Origin of the sequence: Kitasatospora sp. NPDC052868 (genome assembly GCF_044547105.1) — a bacterium.
Taxonomy (GTDB): Bacteria; Actinomycetota; Actinomycetes; order Streptomycetales; family Streptomycetaceae; genus Kitasatospora.
In genome coordinates this window covers 17572-36666 of record NZ_JBITZW010000037.1, presented here as the reverse complement: position 1 = coordinate 36666, position 19095 = coordinate 17572, and the positions used below count along the sequence as shown (strand labels likewise).

Below are 19095 nucleotides of genomic sequence, written 5' to 3'. Positions count from 1 at the left end.
TTCGCCGTGACCACCCGACCGCGGCACCCGCGGTCGTGCGGTGGTCGCGGTCGGAGTGTTCGCGAGCGAGAGGGGTGGCTGCCATGGAGGCGCTGCGACTGATCAAGACGGCCCGGCACGCCCTGGCCGAGGCCAGGAACGTCCCCGACGTGGTGGCCGAGGCGCGGCAGGCCGCGCTGCTCACCGAGGCGGTGGGCGCCCGGCTGGCCGAGCTGGACGACGGGGAGCCGGCGGGGCTCGGTCAGCAGTTGTCCGAGGCGGCCGGCCACGCGGCCGGCTGCCTGGACCAGCCGTCGGGCGAGCCGGGCGCCGTGCTGGGCCTCGGCGGTCGGCGGGCCGACCGGCTCGGCGAACTCGGCGCGCTCGACCCGATGCTGACGGAGCTCGGCGGGCTGCTGCGGGACGTCGCCGAGACGCTGGTGGTGCTGGCCTGCGGGGCGGAGACGGAGAGCCTGTACTGGACGTGCATCGACGGGGTCGACGCGGGCGCCGAGTGCCAGGCCCTGGTCGCCCGGCTGCACCAGGTCGTGCGGGGCGAGGCGGAGGAGTACGACCAGACTCCGGCGGAGCCCGTGGCGGTCGACCCTCCGCCGCCGGTGCCGCCGCTGGTGCCTCAGCCGTCGGAGCGCGAGGCGCCGTTACTGGTGCTCAGGCTTGACCCGCCGTCCGCCCAGGCGTCCGCGCCGCCGGAGCCCCGGACGCCGGAGGACTGCAGCTCCGCGAGGTCCGCGGTCACCGAGGCGAGCAGTTCCTGCATCTGCTCCAGCAGGCTCTTCGGAATGGCCGGCGCCGCCGACGCGTCGGCGGCCGGATGCTGTGGCGCGGGGGATTCCGCGGACCAGGCTTCGGACATGAGAGAACCTCTTCGGATCGGTGGTGCGGTGTGAAACGGCTGGTGGCGGCTCGGCGCGCGGACGTCGACGCCGGGGCGGGAGCCACCGCCGTTGCAACCAACGAACCGCCCGATACCGGGTCACCGGCCACCACCCGATGCGGTCCAACTCCGGTGGGAGGTAAGCCTCCCGGGTGACCCGGGCTTGCCGCTCGCGGGCCGCCTCGGTTAGGGCGTGTCCGGTCGCTGGCCCTGGCCGCTGGTCGCTGGTCGCCGGTCGCTGGTCGGCGGTCGCCGGTCGCTGGTTGGCGGGCGGCCAGCCGGACAGCTCCCGGGTGGCCCGGTGGGGAGGTGCGCCCAGGGCAGTGCGCGATCTGCCGGTTGGTGTCCTCAGCGCTGAGCGCTCACCGCTGAGGACGCCAACCGGGGGCGGTCGCGGGCGGTTGCGCGAGTGGTCGGCGTTGGCAGGTGGTCCCGCGAGTGGCGGGTGTTGGCAGGGCTGCCCGGTGCCGGGCTGCCCCGGCACCGGGCAGCCACCCCGGGGAAGGATTCCGGAGTTCAGGGGCGGGGGCGGGCGGGGAGGGGTGGGGGGAGGGCCCCAGAGGAAGGCAACCGCAGACAAGGCAACCGCCACGAGCAAACCAAAGGCCCCCGGCGCCGCAGCAGCGGCGCCGGGGGCCCGAGACCCCGGACGAGGAAGGAGGTCAGTTGTGGGCGTGCAGCTCGGCGTTCAGGCCGCCCCAGGAGCCGGAGCGGGCGATGACCTCGACGGCGCCGGTCTGGGAGTTGCGACGGAACAGCAGGTTGTCCTGGCCGGACAGCTCGACCGCCTTGGCCACCTTGCCGTCCGGGGTGGTCACCCGGGTGCCGGCGGTGACGTAGAGGCCGGCCTCGACCACGCAGTCGCTGCCCAGCGAGATGCCGATACCCGCGTTGGCGCCGAGCAGGCAGCGCTCGCCGACCGCGACGACCTGCTTGCCGCCGCCGGACAGGGTGCCCATGATCGAGGCGCCGCCGCCGATGTCGCTGTGGTCGCCGACCACGACGCCCGCGCTGATCCGGCCCTCGACCATGGAGGTGCCCAGCGTGCCGGCGTTGAAGTTGACGAAGCCCTCGTGCATCACGGTGGTGCCGACGGCGAGGTGGGCGCCGAGGCGGACGCGGTCCGCGTGGGCGATCCGCACGCCCGACGGCGCGACGTAGTCGGTCATCCGCGGGAACTTGTCGATCCCGTAGACGGCGAGCTGGCCGCCCTGGACGCGGACGGCGAGACGGGCCTGCTCGACCTTGTCCACCTGAACCGGGCCGATGCTGGTCCACGCCACGTTGGCGAGCAGGCCGAAGAGGCCGTCCAGGTTCTGGCCGTGCGGCTTCACCAGGCGGTGGCTCAGCAGGTGCAGCCGCAGGTAGGCGTCGTGCGCGTCGAGCGGCTTCTCGTCCAGCGAGGCGATGGTGGTGCGCACGGCGACCACCTCGACGCCGCGGCGGGCGTCGGCGCGCAGCGCCTCGGCCGCGCCGGCGCCCAGTTCGGCCTCGGCCTGCTCGGGGGTCAGGCGGACGGTGCCGGCCGGGCCGGGCTCGGCGGTCAGCGCGGGGGCGGGGTACCAGGTGTCGAGGACGGTGCCGTCGCTGGCGATGGTGGCCAGACCGGCGGCGACGGCGCCGCTTGCGAGGGAGGTGGATTCAGCAGTCACATCGTGCACGTTAACGAATACGGGCGGCCGGTGCCGAACACGCTCACCGTGCGGACACGGCCGGGCCGCGGTGGCGCGGGGCGACGGCCGGTGCCTCGGGCGGCGCCCCGACGGCCGCCGGGGCGGTGCCCGCGCGGGGGTAAAACCCGGTGCTCAGGGGGCGGATACTCGGCAATACTCGGACGGGTGTTCATCTCGATCTCCACCACGGGCACGGCCGAGAGCCCTGCCACCGACCTCGGTTTCCTGCTGCACAAGCACCCGGACAAGGTCCAACGGTTCGGGACGTCGCACGGCGAGGCCCACGTCTTCTACCCCGAGGCGGGCGACGAGCTCTGCACGGCGGCCCTGCTCCTGGACGTCGACCCGATCGCGCTGGTCCGCCGCGGCCGGGGCAAGGGCCGCGGCGGTTCGCCGGACTTCGCGCTCGCCCAGTACGTCAACGACCGCCCCTACGCCGCGTCCTCGCTGCTCGCGGTGGCGCTGCGGACGGTGTTCCGGTCGGCGATGAAGGGCGTCTGCGAGGGTCGGCCCGGTCTGGCTGAGCAGGCCCGGCCGCTGCGGATCACGCTGCCCGCCGTGCCCGCGAACGGTGCAGGCGAGGACGGCGGCGCCGCGATGGTCCGCCGGCTCTTCGAGCCGATGGGCTGGCAGGTCGAGGCGACGGCGATCCCGCTGGACGAGGCGTTCCCCGAGTGGGGCGAGTCGCGCTACGTCCGGATCGAGCTGGCCGCGGCGACGCTGCGCCTGTCCGACGCGCTCCAGCAGCTGTATGTGCTGCTGCCGGTGCTCGACGGTGCCAAGCACTACTGGGTCGCCCCGGACGAGGTGGACAAGCTGCTCGCGGCCGGGCAGGGCTGGCTCGCCGACCACCCCGAGCAGGCGCTGATCGCGCGCCGCTACCTGTCCCGGCGCTGGACGCTCACCCGGCGCGCGATGGAGCGCCTGGAGCTGGCCCGGCTGGCGGAGGCCGACGACCGCGAGGTCGAGGAGATCGACAACGCGGTCGACGACACGGCCGAGGCCGAGGCCGCCGGCGCCGGGCAGCCGGTGCCGGCGGTCGCTGCCGAGGCGGCCACAACAGAAGCAGCCACAACAGAAGCAGCCACAACAGAAGCAGCCACAACAGAAGCAGCCGCAGCAGAAGCAGCCGCGGAGAGCCGCGAGGAGAAGAAGGTCCCGCTCGCGGAGCAGCGCAGGGCGGCGATCCTCGACGCCCTGCGCGAGGTCGGGGCGGCCCGGGTGGCCGACCTCGGCTGCGGGCAGGGCGAGCTGATCGGAGCACTTCTCAAGGACCCCCGGTTCACCGAGGTGCTGGGCGTGGACGTGTCGGCGCGGGCGCTGTCGGCGGCCGCCCGCAGACTGCGACTGGAGCGGATGTCCGAGCGTCAGGCGGCCCGGGTCGAGCTGGTCCAGGGTGCGCTGACGTACACCGACACACGGCTGAAGGGCTTCGACGCGGCGGTGCTCTCCGAGGTCATCGAGCACGTCGACCTGCCCCGGCTGCCGGCCCTGGAGTACGCCGTCCTCGGCGTCGCGCGCCCGGCGGCGGTCGTCGTGACCACGCCGAACGTCGAGTACAACGTCCGCTGGGAGAGCCTGCCGGCCGGTCATGTCCGGCACGCCGACCACCGGTTCGAGTGGGACCGCGCGCAGTTCCGCGCCTGGGCCGAGCGGGTGGCGGCGGCCTACGGCTACACCGTCGTCCTGCGCCCGGTCGGGCCGGAGGACCCGGAGGTGGGCGCACCGACCCAGCTCGCGCTGTTCCGGATCGGGACACCGCCCGAGCCGACGACCACGGCCGCCGCCACCGCCACCATGACCACCGCCGCCACCACCATGCCCGAAGGGGGCGAGACCCGATGACCGACGACGCACAGCCCCTGCAGCCGACCGAGCCCGTGCCGACCGAGCCCGTGCCGACCGAGTCCGCGCCCATCGAGCCCGCACCCGCCGAGCCTGCGACGACACCCGTACAGGCAGAGCCCGCACAGTCCGAGCCCGTACCAGCAGAGCCCGAGCCCGCCCCCGGCAAACCCCGCCGCCTCCCGGTCACCGACGTCTCCCTCGTCGTCCTGATCGGCACCAGCGGCGCGGGCAAGTCCAGCTTCGCCCGCAAGCACTTCCTGCCCACCCAGGTGATCTCCTCCGACTTCTGCCGCGGCCTGGTGGCCGACGACGAGAACGACCAGTCGGCCTCCACCGAGGCCTTCGCGCTGCTGCACCACATCGTCGGCATGCGCCTGGCCGCCGGCCGGCTGACCGTGGTGGACGCCACCAACGTCCAGCCGGAGGCCCGCAAGCAGCTGGTCCGGATCGCCCGCGACCACGACGTGCTGCCGATCGCGATCGTGCTGGACGTCCCGCCGGGCGTCTGCGCCGAGCGCAACCGGACCCGCCCCGACCGCCAGCTGCCGGCGCACGTGATCCCGCGCCAGCACCGGGAGCTGCGCCGCTCGCTGCGCGGCCTGGAGCGCGAGGGCTTCCGAAAGGTGCACATCCTGCGCGGCGAGGCGGAGGTGACGGCCGCCGAGATCCTCCCGGAGAAGCGGTTCAACGACCTGCGCCACCTGACCGGCCCGTTCGACATCGTCGGTGACATCCACGGCTGCCGCTCCGAGCTGGAGACCCTGCTCACCCGCCTCGGCTACGCCCTGACCCGGGACGCCGAGGGGCGGGCGGTCGACGCCGCGCACCCGCAGGGCCGGACGGCCGTCTTCGTCGGCGACCTGGTCGACCGCGGCCCGGACACGCCCGGTGTGCTGCGCCTGGTGATGGGCATGGTCGCGGCCGGCCACGCCGTCTGCGTGCCCGGCAACCACGAGAACAAGCTCGGCCGGGCGATGGACGGCAAGAAGGTCACCGTCTCGCACGGCCTCCAGGAGTCGCTGGACCAGCTGGCGGGCGAGTCCGAGGAGTTCCGCGCCGAGGTCCGGGCGTTCATGCAGGGCCTGGTCAGCCACTACCTGTTGGACGGCGGCGCCCTGGTGGTCTGCCACGCCGGCCTCCCGGAGAAGTACCACGGCCGGGCCTCCGGCCGGGTCCGCTCGCACGCGCTGTACGGCGACACCACCGGTGAGACCGACGAGTACGGCCTGCCGGTGCGCTACCCGTGGGCGGAGGAGTACCGGGGCAGGGCCCTGGTGGTCTACGGCCACACGCCGGTGCCGGTGGCGAGCTTCCTCAACAACACCATCTGCCTGGACACCGGCTGCGTCTTCGGCGGCAGCCTGACCGCGCTGCGCTACCCGGAGCGCGAGCTGGTGAGCGTCGAGGCGGAGCAGGAGTGGTACGCGCCGGTTCGCCCGATGGCGACGGACGCACCGGGCTCCCGCGAGGGGCGCCCGCTGGACCTCGCCGACGTGGCCGGCCGCCGGGTGGTCGAGACGGCGCTGCACGGCCGGGTGGCCGTCCGGGAGGAGAACGCCGCCGCCGCGCTGGAGGTGATGAGCCGGTTCGCGATCGACCCGCGACTGCTCGCCTATCTGCCGCCGACGATGGCGCCGAGCGCGACCTCGCGCCGTCCGGGCTACCTCGAACACCCCGAGGAGGCCTTCTTCGCCTACCGCCAGGACGGCGTGCGGCAGGTCCTCTGCGAGGAGAAGCACATGGGCTCCCGCGCGGTGGTGCTGGTCGCCCGGGGCGAGGGGGCGCTGGAGAAGCGGTTCGGCATCGCCGGGCCGGGCGCGATCTGGACCAGGACCGGACGGGCGTTCCTCGGCGACGACGCCCTCACCGCCGCCGTCCTGGACCGGCTGCGGGCCGCCGCCGAGCGCTCCGGGCTGTTCGAGGAGCTGGGCACCGGCTGGCTGCTGCTGGACGCCGAGCTGATGCCGTGGTCGCTGAAGGCCGCCGAGCTGCTGCGCCGCCAGTACGCGGCGGTCGGCGCGGCGGCGGGCGCCGCGCTGCCCGCGGTGCTGTCGGCGCTGGAGCAGGCGGCCGGCCGCGGGCTGGACCTCGCGGGCCTGACCGCCCGCCAGCGGCAGCGCGCCGCCGACGCGCAGGCCTTCACCGAGGCGTACCGGCGCTACTGCTGGCCGACCGAGGGGCTGTCCGGCATCCGCCTGGCGCCGTTCCAGGTGCTGGCCGCCGAGGGCGCGAACCTCGCGGTGCGCCCGCACGACGTGCACCTGGGGTGGATCGACCGGCTGGTCGCGGCGGACGATCCGCAGGCCCCGATCCTGCACGGCACCGGCCGGCTGCTGGTCGACACCGCCGACGAGGCGTCCATCGCGGCGGGCGTCGCCTGGTGGGAGGAGCTGACGGCGGCCGGCGGCGAGGGCATGGTGGTCAAGCCGCTCGCCTCGCTGGTCCGGGGCAAGGCCGGGGAGGGGCGGCCCGGCGGGCTGGTCCAGCCCGGGGTGAAGGTCCGCGGCCGGGAGTACCTGCGGATCGTCTACGGCCCGGACTACACCGAGTACCTGGACCAGCTGCGCCAGCGCTTCCTCGGGCACAAGCGCTCGCTGGCGCTGCGCGAGTACGCGCTCGGCCTGGAGGCACTGGACCGCCTGGCGGCCGGCGAGCCGCTGTGGCGGGTGCACGAGCCGGTGTTCGCGGTGCTCGCGCTGGAGTCCGAGCCGGTCGACCCCCGGCTGTAGCGCTCCGGCCGCCCGCCCCGCACGCGGTGGGCGGCCCGGCCGGGCCCCGGATGGACAGGCCCCGCAGTCGCTCTGCGGGGCCTGTTCCGTTTCCGTTTCCCCCGCGACTGCATAGAAATTCCAAGTATCGTATACAATTGCCGCTTCAGTTCTCGACCCGCGTCACCACTCAGGAGCCCGGCATGGCTTTCAACCTCCGGAACAGGCACTTCCTCAAGGAGCTCGACTTCACGCCCCAGGAGTTCCGTTTCCTGGTGGACCTCGCCGCCGAGCTCAAGGCGGCGAAGTACGCGGGCACCGAGCAGCCCCGGCTGCGGGGCAAGAACATCGCGCTGATCTTCGAGAAGACCTCCACCCGGACGCGCTGCGCCTTCGAGGTCGCCGCCCACGACCAGGGCGCCACCACCACCTACCTCGACCCGTCGGGCTCGCAGATCGGCCACAAGGAGTCGATCAAGGACACCGCCCGGGTGCTGGGCCGGATGTTCGACGGTATCGAGTACCGGGGCCACGGTCAGGAGGTGGTCGAGGAGCTGGCCGCGTACGCGGGCGTCCCGGTCTGGAACGGCCTCACCGAGGAGTGGCACCCGACCCAGCTGCTCGCCGACGTGCTGACGATCAAGGAGCACACCGCCAAGCCGCTCGACGAGGTGACCCTCGTCTACCTCGGCGACGCCCGCTACAACATGGGCAACTCCCTGCTCGTCACCGGCGCGCTGCTCGGGATGGACGTCCGGATCGTCGCGCCCCGCTCGCTCTGGCCGGCCGAGGAGGTCCGCAAGGCCGCCGAGGCGCTCGCCGAGTCCTCCGGCGCCCGGATCACCCTCACCGAGGACGTCGACGCGGGCGTGGCGGGCGCGGACTTCCTCTACACCGACGTCTGGGTCTCGATGGGCGAGCCCAAGGAGGTCTGGGCCGAGCGGATCGCGCTGCTCAAGCCGTACCAGGTGTCGATGGACACCGTCCGGGCCACCGGCAACCCGGCCGTGAGGTTCCTGCACTGCCTGCCGGCCTTCCACGACCTCGGCACGGTGGTCGGCCGGCAGATGCACGAGCTGACCGGGATGACCGAGCTGGAGTGCACCGACGAGCTCTTCGAGTCGGAGCACTCCATCGTGTTCGACCAGGCGGAGAACCGCCTGCACACCATCAAGGCCGTCCTGGTCGCCACCCTCGGGTCCTAGGACGCGCCCAGGCCTACGGCGGCGGCCGCAGAAGCTGGTCCGGCCTGGGTCGCGGCCGCGGGCCTACTCGGGGAGGTTCACGCAGGCCGCCCGGTCGCCCGCGGCGTGCGGGCCGGCCGGGGTGCCCGCGTGCAGGACGAGCGAACGGGCCTCGCCCGGCCGGGGCTGCCAGTCCACCGAGGCCCCGGTCGTGCCGTCGCCCCGCTCGTCCGTCCGCAGCGTCAGCCGCAGCTCGTTGCGGTCGTTGGCGTACGCCGGGTCGGTGGACGGCCGGACCGGGTCCACGGCGTCCTGGTAGTGCGGCCCGGAGGCGGCGGGGTCGGCCCCGCAGCGGCCGGTGTGCAGGTGGGCGGGGAACTCGTGCCCGGGCGCCAGGCCGGCCACGGACAGCGTCACCACCGTCCGCCCGGCGGCCGAGCGGTCGACCACCACGCGGGCGTGCGAGCCGTAGGGGACGAGGTCGGTCGCGTAGCTGATGGCGGTCGGCGGGACGAAGGCCGTCGCCGGGTCGAAGTCCGCCTCGACGACGGACACCGGGGAGGCGGCGGGTGCCAGCAGGGCGAGCGGAAGCAGGGCGGCGGCGAACGGAGCGGGCATCGGAGGCCTTCCGGAAACGGATGGGACGGACGCCCTGCTCAACGGCCGCCCGGGCCGAACGGACACGACGGCCTCCGCGGGCACCCGGCGCGGCACAGGCCCGCAATCGCCGCCACAGGCCTCAGTCGGCGGAGCGGCGGATCCCCCGGATCTCGCAGCGCGGTCCGCTGGCCCGCATCAGCCGCAGGTCCGCCGTCACCAGCGGCACCCCGTACTGCTCGGCCACGGCGACGTACGCGGCGTCGTCCGGGGTCAGGTTGTCCTTCAGCTCCCAGATCCGGCCGAGCAGCGAAGTGACCTCGACCTTCCGGATGGCCAGTCCGGGGAGCAGGGCCGCGAGCTCGCCGACCCGCTCGGCGGTGAGCTCCTTCGCCAGGTAGAGGCCGCGCAGCGACTGCATCACCTCGATCACGACGTGCTCGGGGGCCACCCACTCGCCGCCCGCCGCGAGCTCGGCCCGGGCGGCGACCCCGCGCTCGCCTTCGTCCGCCAGTGCCAGTACCAGCGCGGACGCGTCCACCACGATCATCAGTCGGCCCCCGGACCCTTCCAGTCTCGATCGGTGTCGAGCGGTGTCGAACTCCCCGGTCACCGTACCCGGCCGCCCCCAACGGCCCCGGCGGCCGGTGCGCGGGTCGCGCGCGCGGTAGGAAGGCAGTAGGCAGGAGGTGGGTCAACGGGGAAGGATCGGCCCGGGGCATGCCTGCGGTGGTGAACGCGTGGGCATGCACTATGGTTTATCTCGACATCGAGATAACTGCCCCTTACTATATATCTCGACATCAAGATACTTGCCGAGAGGCGCTCCCCGGCGATGCGGGCAAGGTCAGCCTAAGTAAGGCTGACCTTACCACCGTGGCGGCCGGCATACCGCACGAAGCACCTAGAAGGAGTCAGTCGTGTCCGCGAACAGCTTCGACGCCCGCAGCTCGCTGCAGGTGGGCGACGAGTCGTACGAGATCTTCAAGCTCTCCGCCGTCGAGGGTTCCGAGCGGCTGCCGTACAGCCTCAAGGTGCTGCTGGAGAACCTGCTCCGCACGGAGGACGGCGCGAACATCACCGCCGACCACATCCGGGCCCTCGGCAACTGGGACGCCGACGCCCAGCCGAGCCAGGAGATCCAGTTCACGCCGGCCCGCGTGATCATGCAGGACTTCACCGGTGTGCCGTGCGTGGTCGACCTCGCCACCATGCGCGAGGCCGTCAAGGAGCTGGGCGGCGACCCGGCCAAGATCAACCCGCTGGCCCCGGCCGAGCTGGTCATCGACCACTCCGTCATCGCCGACAAGTTCGGCACCCCGGACGCCTTCGTCCAGAACGTCGAGATCGAGTACGGCCGCAACAAGGAGCGCTACCAGTTCCTGCGCTGGGGCCAGACCGCGTTCGACGAGTTCAAGGTCGTCCCGCCGGGCACCGGCATCGTTCACCAGGTGAACATCGAGCACCTGGCCCGCACCGTCATGGTCCGCGGCGGCCAGGCGTACCCCGACACCTGCGTCGGCACCGACTCGCACACCACCATGGTCAACGGCCTGGGCGTGCTGGGCTGGGGCGTCGGCGGCATCGAGGCCGAGGCCGCGATGCTCGGCCAGCCGGTCTCCATGCTGATCCCGCGCGTGGTCGGCTTCAAGCTCAACGGCCAGCTGCCGGCCGGCACCACCGCCACCGACCTGGTGCTCACCATCACCGAGATGCTGCGCAAGCACGGTGTGGTCGGCAAGTTCGTCGAGTTCTACGGCGAGGGCGTCACCGCGATCCCGCTGGCGAACCGCGCCACCATCGGCAACATGTCGCCGGAGTTCGGCTCGACCTGTGCGATCTTCCCGATCGACGCCGAGACCATCAACTACCTGAAGCTCACCGGCCGCGACGCCCAGCAGCTCGCGCTGGTCGAGGCGTACGCCAAGGAGCAGGGCCTCTGGCACGACCCGTCGGTTGAGCCGGTCTACTCCGAGTACCTCGAGCTGGACGTCTCCACCGTCGTCCCGTCGATCTCCGGCCCGAAGCGCCCGCAGGACCGCGTGATCCTGGCCGAGGCCGCCGCCAGGTTCGCCGAGGCGCTGCCGACCTACTCGGCCGAGGCCTCGAAGCCGACCGCGGTGACCGCCCCCGACGGCTCGACCTACGAGATCGACAACGGCGCGGTCGTGATCGCCTCGATCACCTCCTGCACCAACACCTCCAACCCCTCCGTCATGCTGGGCGCCGCCCTGCTGGCGAAGAAGGCCGTGGAGAAGGGCCTGACCGTCAAGCCCTGGGTCAAGACCACCCTGGCCCCCGGGTCCAAGGTCGTCATGGACTACTACGAGAAGGCCGGCCTGCTCCCGTACATGGAGAAGCTGGGCTTCAACCTGGTCGGCTACGGCTGCGTCACCTGCATCGGCAACTCGGGCCCGCTGCCCGAGGAGGTCTCGGCCGCCGTCAACGAGTCCGACCTGGCGGTCGTCTCGGTGCTCTCCGGCAACCGCAACTTCGAGGGCCGGATCAACCCGGACGTCAAGATGAACTACCTGGCCTCCCCGCCGCTGGTGGTCGCCTACGCCCTCGCCGGCAACATGAACATCGACATCACCCGTGACGCCCTGGGCCAGGACGCCGACGGCAACGACGTGTTCCTCGCCGACATCTGGCCGTCCGAGCGGGAGGTCGCCGACACCGTCGCCGGCTCCATCGACGAGGCCATGTTCGACAAGGGCTACCAGGACGTCTTCGCCGGCGACCACCGCTGGCAGTCGCTCCCGGTCCCGACCGGCAACACCTTCGAGTGGGACGCCGAGTCCACCTACGTCCGCAAGCCCCCGTACTTCGAGGGCATGGCCAAGACCCCGAGCCCGGTGAACGACATCGCCGGCGCCCGCGTCCTGGCCAAGCTGGGCGACTCGGTCACCACCGACCACATCTCCCCGGCCGGCAACATCAAGCCGGGCACCCCGGCGGCGCAGTACCTGACCGCCAACGGTGTGGAGAAGCGCGACTTCAACTCGTACGGCTCGCGCCGTGGCAACCACGAGGTGATGATCCGCGGCACCTTCGCCAACATCCGCCTGCGCAACCAGATCGCGCCGGGCACCGAGGGCGGCTACACCCGCGACTTCACCCAGGCCGACGCGCCGGTGTCGTTCATCTACGACGCCTCGCAGAACTACCAGGCCGCCGGCACCCCGCTGGTCGTCCTGGCGGGCAAGGAGTACGGCTCCGGCTCGTCCCGCGACTGGGCCGCCAAGGGCACCGCGCTGCTGGGCGTCAAGGCCGTCATCGCCGAGTCCTACGAGCGCATCCACCGCTCGAACCTGATCGGCATGGGCGTCCTGCCGCTGCAGTTCCCGGAGGGCGAGAACGCCGAGTCCCTCGGCCTCACCGGCGAGGAGACCTTCTCCTTCACCGGCGTGACCGAGCTCAACGAGGGCCGCACCCCGAAGACCGTCAAGGTCAAGGCCGGGGACAAGGAGTTCGACGCGGTCGTCCGCATCGACACCCCGGGTGAGGCGGACTACTACCGCAACGGCGGCATCCTGCAGTACGTGCTGCGCAGCCTGATCGGCTGACCGCAGCGGCTGGTCAAGCCGCTGCAAACACCAGGTCAACAAGAGGCCGGATCGCGTTCACGCGGTCCGGCCTCTTGTGTGCCCGGAGCAAATGGACTAAACCTCTGTCTCAGCTTGGTCCAGACCATTTGACGCTGAATCAGAGAAAGCCGCAGGTCTTCTCCCATGCGCATGCTCAGTCGTACCGCCGCCCTCATCGCCGCCGCCACGGTGGCCGCCGCCCTCGCCGCTCCCACGGCCCAGGCCCACGACCGCGACCACGGCCCGAAGCTGAAGGGGCAGCGGGTCGGCTACTTCACCCAGTGGGGCGCCGACAGCTCCGCGAAGCGGGTGCAGGAGTCCGGCCAGGCCGGGAAGCTCACCGTCATCAACTACGCCTTCGGCAACGTCTCCGCCGAGGGCACCTGCTTCGAGACCAACGACGCCGGGCAGGGCGACGCCCTGAACGACTACCAGCGCCCGTTCAGCGCCGCCGAGTCGGTGGACGGCGTCGCCGACCGCCCCGGCCAGAGGCTCAAGGGCCACTTCAACCAGCTGCGCAAGCTCAAGGCCGAGAACCCGCAGCTGAAGACCGTGATCTCGCTCGGCGGGTGGAGCTGGTCCAAGTACTTCTCGGACGCCGCCGCGACCGAGGAGTCCCGCAAGCGGTTCGTCTCCTCCTGCATCGACCTGTACATCAAGGGCAACCTGCCCCAGCTGGGCACCGCCGAGGGCGGCAAGGGCGCTGCCGCCGGCGTCTTCGACGGCATCGACCTCGACTGGGAGTACCCGGGCGGCGGCGGTGACGGCGGCAACGTCGTGCGCCCCGAGGACGGCCACAACTTCACCCTGCTCGTGCAGGAGTTCCGCCGCCAGCTGGACCAGCTCAGCGGCCGCAAGGGCCCGCACTACCTGCTGACCGCGGCCGTCGCCGCCAACGAGACCGTCGCAGCCCGGCTGGAGCTCCCGACGCTCTCGCGCTCGATCGACTGGCTCAACCTGATGACCTACGACCTGCACGGCCCGTGGGAGGGCACCGGCCCGACCGCCCACCACGCCAATCTCTACTCCGACCCGAAGGACCCGTCGCCGCTGCAGCGCAGCGCCGACCGGGCGGTGGACTTCTACGCCCAGCACGGCCTGCCGGGCTCCAAGACCGTCCTCGGCGTGCCGTTCTACGCCCACGGCTGGACCGGGGTGTCGGCCGGCGGCAGCAACGGCCTGTACCAGCCGGCCGCCAAGTCCACCGCGGACTTCACCTACAACGAGATCTCCCAGCTGCCCGGCAAGGTCTACACCGACCGCGACCACGGCGCGTCCTGGAAGTACGACGGCACCAGCTTCTACAGCTTCGACAACGCCGAGGTGCTCACCCAGAAGGCCCGCTACACCCGCTGGAACGACCTGGCCGGTGTGATGGTCTGGTCGCTGGACGGCGACGACGCCAAGGGCAGCGCGCTCGCCGCCCTGGACCGCGGCCTCCAGCACGGCTGACCGAAACAGCTGCCCGCAACGGCTGCCCGGAACGCCGGAGGGCCCGCCGCGATCGCTCGCGGCGGGCCCTTCGGGCGGTGTGCCGTGCTCAGGCGCGGTCGCAGGCCTGTGCCCGCAGCGCCCGGGCCAGGTCGTCGCGGCACTCCAGCACCAGCCGGCGCAGCGCGGGCGCGGCGCCCGGGTTGCCGTCCAGCCAGGCGTCCGCCTCGGCCAGGGTCTGCTCGCTGGTCTGGGCCCGGGGGAAGAAGCCGCCGACGATCCGCATCGCGATCTCGATGGTCCGATCGGCCCAGACCCGCTCCAGCAGCTTGAAGTAGGGAGCGGCGTACAGCGCGGTCAGATCGCGGTGGCCGGGCAGCGCGAAGCCGGCGATGTTCGCCTCGACCAGGGCGTTGGGCAGCTCCTCCGAGTCGATCACCGCGGACCAGGCGGCGGCCTTGGCCTCGGGGGTCGGCCGGGCGGCCAGCGCCTGGGTGTACTGGCGCTTGCCGCTGGCGGTGTTGTCGGCCGCCAGCTCCCCGGCCAGCTCCTCGTCGGAGGCCTGGCCGGCCGCGGCCAGCGTCAGCCAGAGCGACCAGCGCAGCTCCTGGTCGACGTCCAGGCCGTCGATCCGGGCGGTGCCGGCCAGCAGGCCGCGGACCAGCCCGAGGTGCTCGGAGCCGTTGGCGGTCTGCGCCAGGAACCGCGCCCAGGCCAGCTGGTGGTCGCTGCCCGGGGCGGCGGCGCGCAGTTCGCGCAGCGCGCCGTCGGCCAGCAGCCGGCCGCCCTCGCCGCGCCAGGCCGGGTCGGCGTACAGGTCGACGGCGCCCTTGGCCTGCTGGTGCAGCGACTGCAGCACGCCGATGTTGGACTCCTGCCCGGCGAAGCGCAGCACCAGCGCGACGTAGTCGCGGGCCGGCATCAGGCCGTCGCGGGTCAGGTTCCACACCGCGGACCAGGACAGCGCCCGGGCCAGGTCGTCCTGGATGTCGCCGAGTCCGGCCCGCAGGGTCTCCAGCGACTCGGCGTCGAAGCGGATCTTGCAGTAGGTCAGGTCGTCGTCGTTGAGCAGGACCAGCGCGGGCCGGGGGCGGCCGACGGCCTCGGCGACCACGGTCCGGGCGCCGGTGACGTCCAGCTCGATCCGGGCGGTGCGGACCAGGGCGCCGTCGGCGTCCCGGTCGTAGAGGCCGACGGCGATCCGGTGCGGGCGCAGCACGTCCCCGTCCTGGAGGACGGCGAGTTCGGTGATCCGCCCCTCGGAGTCCACGGTGACCTGCGGGGTGAGCGAGTCGACCCCGGCGGTCTGCAGCCAGGCCGCCGCCCAGGACTTGAGGTCGCGGCCGCTGGTCTCCTCCAGGATGTCCAGCAGGTCGGCGAGTTCGGTGTTGCCGAAGGCGTGCGCCTTGAAGTAGCGGCGGGCGCCCTCGAAGAAGGCGTCCGAACCGACGTACGCCACCAGCTGCTTGAGGACCGCGGCGCCCTTGGCGTAGGTGATGCCGTCGAAGTTGAGCTTGGCGTCCTCGAGGTCCCGGATGTCCGCGGTGATCGGGTGGGTGGTCGGGAACTGGTCCTGCCGGTAGGCCCACGCCTTGCGCTGGTTGGCGAAGGTGATCCAGGCCGAGGAGTAGCGGGTGCGGGCGCCGATCAGCGCGTAGGAGCCCATGAAGTCGGCGAAGGACTCCTTCAGCCACAGGTCGTCCCACCAGCGCATGGTGACCAGGTCGCCGAACCACATGTGCGCCATCTCGTGCAGGATGACGTTGGCCCGGCCCTCGTAGGCGGCGTCGGTGACCTTCGAGCGGAAGACGAACTCCTCGCGGAAGGTGACGCAGCCGGGGTTCTCCATCGCGCCGATGTTGTACTCGGGCACGAAGGCCTGGTCGTACTTGCCGAAGGGGTACGGGTAGTCGAACTCCTCGTGGAAGAAGTCGAGTCCGAGCTTGGTGACGCCGAGGATCTCGTCCGCGTCGAAGTAGGGGGCGAGCGAGCGGCGGCACATCGCGGAGAGCGGGATCTCCAGGGTGGAGCCGTCGGCCAGGGTGCGGCTGTAGTGGTCGCGGACCACGTGGTACGGGCCGGCCACCACGGCGGTGAGGTACGTGGAGATCGGCTGCGTCGGCGCGAACTCCCAGGTGCGGGCGTCGCCCTCGGCGGTGACGCGCTCGTGCACGGCGTTGGACCAGACGTCCCAGGCGGCGGGCGCGGTGACGGTGAAGGTGAAGGGCGCCTTCAGGTCGGGCTGCTCGAGGGTGGCGAACACCCGGCGGGCGTCGGCCGGCTCGTAGTGGGTGTAGAGGTACGTCTCGTGGTCGACCGGGTCGGTGAAGCGGTGCAGGCCCTCGCCGGTGCGGCTGTACGCACAGTCGGCGTCGACCACCAGGACGTTCTCCGCGGCCAGGCCGTCGACGTGGACGCGGGCGCCGTCGAAGGCGGTGGCCGGGTCCAGCTCGCGGCCGTTCAGGGTGACGGTGCGCACGGCGGAGGCGAGCAGGTCCAGGAAGGTGGAGGAGCCCGGCTCGGAGCAGCGGAACGTCAGGGTGGTGGTGGAGCGGAAGGTGGCGGCCGCCGGGTCGGGGGCGGAGGTCACGTCCAGCTGGACCTGGTAGCCGTCCACGGCCAGGATGCTGGCCCGCTGCTGGGCTTCGTCGCGGCTCAGGTTCTTGCCCGGCACGGCGGTACTCCTTTGTCCGGTCCCGCACGGTGGTGCGGTCTGCGGGGTGGTGCGGTCGGGGTGCTGCTGCGGTCCTGTGCACGTGCTGTTCGGTGCACTGGGGCATCCTTTCACGGCACCCGCGCCGGTACCATTGCACAATCCGGCCCCCGGAGGCGGAATCAGCGGCGGCGGGCGGGCGTTGGGCCCGGGGAAGCCCCGTGCGGGGGCCCGCCCCTCTCTGACGAAGGACGACAGCCGTGACGACTGCCGCTGAGCGCAAGACCGCCGACTTCTGGTTCGACCCGGCCTGCCCGTGGGCCTGGATGACGTCCCGCTGGCTCATCGAGGTCCAGCAGCTGCGCCCGGTGGACGTGAACTGGCACGTGATGAGCCTGTCCGTGCTGAACGAGCACCGTGACCTGCCGCAGGAGTACCGCACCCTGCTGGACAACGCCTGGGGCGCCGTCCGGGTCGCCATCGCGGCCGCCGAGAAGCACGGGGACGAGGTGCTCGGCCGCCTCTACACCGAGCTGGGCACCCGGTTCCACAACCAGGGCCTGCCGCAGAACCGCGAGACGATCGAGGCGGCCCTGGTCGCGGCCGGCCTGCCGGTCGAGCTGGCCGACGCGGCCGACACCGACGCCTACGACGAGGCGCTGCGCGCCTCGCACAAGGAGGGCATCACCCTGGTCGGCGAGGACGTCGGCACCCCGGTGATCGCGGTCGAGGGCGCGGACGGCGAGCGGGTGGCCTTCTTCGGCCCGGTCGTCACCCCGACCCCGCGCGGCGAGGCCGCCGCCCGGCTGTGGGACGGCACCCTGCTGGTCGCCTCCACTCCGGGCTTCTACGAGATCAAGCGCACCCGTACGGCGGGCCCGTCCTTCGAGTAGCACCCCCGCACGGCACTGCACTGGGTACAGCACAGCGCACAGGGGCCCGGTACCGCGTTCGCGGTACCGGGCCCCTCCGCCTGTCCGTCCGGCCTTGCCCGGCCCGGACGGGCCCCTAGCGGACCGCCGCGGCGTCCCGGCGCTGCTTGAGCAGGCCCGCGCCCGCCAGCAGGGCGACCAGGACCGCGGCCGCGTACAGCTGCTCCCGGTTGCCCTCGGTGGTGGTCATCAGGCCGAGGATGCCGACCACGGCGGCCATCGAGACCCAGGTCAGGTAGGGGAAGCCCCACATCTTGACGGTGAGCAGCTCGGGCGCCTCGCGCTCCAGGCGGCGGCGCATCCGCAGCTGGACGATGCAGATGAAGAGCCAGACCACCAGGATGGCGACGCCGGTGGTGTTCATCAGCCAGGTGAAGACGGTGTCCGGCCAGAACTTGCCGGCCAGCACCGCGCCGAAGCCGAACAGGCAGGAGGCCAGCACGGCCGCCCGGGGCACGCCGCCGCCGACCTTCGCCAGCGCCTTCGGCCCCTGGCCGCGGGAGACCAGCGAGTACGCCATCCGGGAGGAGCCGTAGATGTTGGCGTTCATCGCGGAGAGCAGGGCGATCAGCACCACGACCTCCATGATGGTGCCCGCGCCGGGCACGCCCAGGTGCTGGAGCACGGTCACGTACGGACCGTTGGCGACGATCGACGGGTCCTTCCAGGAGACCAGGGTGACGACCAGCGCCATCGAGCCGATGTAGAAGATCGCGATCCGCCAGACCGCCGTGCGTACCGCGTTGGCCACGTTCTTCTGGGGGTCGTCCGACTCGGCGGCGGCGATGGTCACGGTCTCCAGGCCGCCGTAGGCGAACACCGAGGCGAGCAGGCCGACGACCAGGCCGCTCGTGCCGTTGGGCAGGAAGCCGCCCTGGCCGGTGAGGTTGGCGGCGCCGGGGGCGCCGTCACCGAGCACGCCGGCGACCCCGAGCGTGCCGAGCACCAGGAAGGCCAGGATCGCGGCGACCTTCACCGCGGCGAACCAGAACTCGAACTCGCCGAAGTTCTTCACCGCGGTCAGGTTGCTGGCGCAGAAGAAGACCATGAAGAGGCCGACCCAGACCCAGGCGGAGACGCCGGGGATCCAGCCGTTCATGATCTTGCCGGCGGCGGTGGCCTCGGCCGCGACGCCGCAGCAGAGCATCACCCAGTACATCCAGCCGGCGGTGACCCCGGCCCACGGGCCGATCTCCTTCTCGGCGTGCACCGAGAACGAGCCGGACGCCGGACGGGCCGCGGACATCTCGCCCAGCATCCGCATGATCATCATGACCAGCAGTCCGGAGAGCGTGAACGCGAGGATGATCGCCGGTCCGGCCGCCGCGATGCCCGCGCCGGAGCCGACGAACAGGCCGGCACCGATCACGCCGCCGAGCGCGATCATCGAGAGGTGGCGCTGCTTGAGCCCTCGCGAGAGCTGCTGGCCGTCGGACGGGGGAGCGCCGGTGGAGGTCGTCCCGGGCGCCGGGGGCGCGGAGGTGCGGGCCATGAGGGTGGATCCAGACTGTTCGGACAGCGGGGTGAGTCGCCCAATATCCGGTGAACAAGTTGTCCATGCCAAGAACGGGGGAGCGGGGCTCACCATCCGGAACGGTCGATGGCGGG

Annotated in this window: 12 protein-coding genes; 7 read left to right on the top strand and 5 right to left on the bottom strand. The window is 72.4% G+C overall.

Annotation, left to right across the window (positions count from 1 at the left end; translation table 11 throughout):
* The first annotated feature begins 83 nt into the window (after positions 1–83).
* On the top strand, positions 84–887 hold the full coding sequence (locus ACIGZJ_RS34990) for a DUF6099 family protein (RefSeq protein ID WP_396461067.1): 804 nt from the start codon (positions 84–86) through the stop codon (positions 885–887).
* Positions 888–1536: 649 nt separating this feature from the next.
* Here the strand turns inward: ACIGZJ_RS34990 and dapD are convergent.
* Positions 1537–2526 (bottom strand): 2,3,4,5-tetrahydropyridine-2,6-dicarboxylate N-succinyltransferase, encoded by a 990-nt coding sequence (gene dapD / locus ACIGZJ_RS34985; protein ID WP_396461066.1) that lies wholly within the window; start codon positions 2524–2526, stop codon positions 1537–1539.
* 186 nt (positions 2527–2712) lie between these two features.
* On the opposite strand from dapD, the gene ACIGZJ_RS34980 reads away from it, so the two are divergent.
* From ACIGZJ_RS34980 to argF, 3 genes are all read left to right on the top strand, one after another.
* On the top strand, positions 2713–4392 hold the full coding sequence (locus ACIGZJ_RS34980; RefSeq protein WP_396461065.1) for a 3' terminal RNA ribose 2'-O-methyltransferase Hen1: 1680 nt from the start codon (positions 2713–2715) through the stop codon (positions 4390–4392).
* The gene (locus ACIGZJ_RS34975; protein WP_396461064.1) at positions 4389–7124 is read left to right on the top strand and encodes a polynucleotide kinase-phosphatase; all 2736 of its coding nucleotides are present in this window, start codon (positions 4389–4391) and stop codon (positions 7122–7124) included. Before ACIGZJ_RS34980 ends, ACIGZJ_RS34975 begins: the two co-directional genes overlap by 4 nt.
* A 182-nt stretch (positions 7125–7306) precedes the next feature.
* The gene (argF, locus tag ACIGZJ_RS34970; protein ID WP_396461063.1) at positions 7307–8308 is read left to right on the top strand and encodes an ornithine carbamoyltransferase; all 1002 of its coding nucleotides are present in this window, start codon (positions 7307–7309) and stop codon (positions 8306–8308) included.
* Positions 8309–8371: 63 nt separating this feature from the next.
* Here argF and ACIGZJ_RS34965 read toward each other — a convergent pair whose 3' ends face one another.
* Positions 8372–8905, bottom strand: coding sequence for a superoxide dismutase family protein (locus ACIGZJ_RS34965; RefSeq protein ID WP_396461062.1), 534 nt, complete (start codon positions 8903–8905; stop codon positions 8372–8374).
* A 121-nt stretch (positions 8906–9026) separates the two neighbouring features.
* The gene (locus ACIGZJ_RS34960; RefSeq protein WP_396461061.1) at positions 9027–9434 is read right to left on the bottom strand and encodes a type II toxin-antitoxin system VapC family toxin; all 408 of its coding nucleotides are present in this window, start codon (positions 9432–9434) and stop codon (positions 9027–9029) included.
* 370 nt (positions 9435–9804) lie between these two features.
* Between ACIGZJ_RS34960 and acnA the strand changes: the two genes are divergently transcribed.
* Both acnA and ACIGZJ_RS34950 read left to right on the top strand, forming a co-directional pair.
* On the top strand, positions 9805–12450 hold the full coding sequence (acnA, locus tag ACIGZJ_RS34955) for an aconitate hydratase AcnA (RefSeq protein ID WP_396461060.1): 2646 nt from the start codon (positions 9805–9807) through the stop codon (positions 12448–12450).
* Positions 12451–12615: 165 nt separating this feature from the next.
* Entirely contained in the window at positions 12616–13923 is a 1308-nt protein-coding gene (locus tag ACIGZJ_RS34950) for a glycoside hydrolase family 18 protein (RefSeq protein WP_396461059.1), read from the top strand.
* A gap of 88 nt (positions 13924–14011) precedes the next feature.
* Here the strand turns inward: ACIGZJ_RS34950 and pepN are convergent, their stop codons facing one another.
* On the bottom strand, positions 14012–16576 hold the full coding sequence (gene pepN, locus ACIGZJ_RS34945) for an aminopeptidase N (protein WP_396461058.1): 2565 nt from the start codon (positions 16574–16576) through the stop codon (positions 14012–14014).
* A gap of 239 nt (positions 16577–16815) precedes the next feature.
* On the opposite strand from pepN, the gene ACIGZJ_RS34940 reads away from it, so the two are divergent.
* Complete coding sequence (locus tag ACIGZJ_RS34940; RefSeq protein WP_387939656.1) at positions 16816–17448, top strand: DsbA family protein; 633 nt, start codon at positions 16816–16818, stop codon at positions 17446–17448.
* Positions 17449–17563: 115 nt separating this feature from the next.
* Here the strand turns inward: ACIGZJ_RS34940 and ACIGZJ_RS34935 are convergent, their stop codons facing one another.
* Positions 17564–18979 (bottom strand): amino acid permease, encoded by a 1416-nt coding sequence (locus tag ACIGZJ_RS34935; RefSeq protein ID WP_396461057.1) that lies wholly within the window; start codon positions 18977–18979, stop codon positions 17564–17566.
* Between the last annotated feature and the right edge of the window lie 116 nt (positions 18980–19095).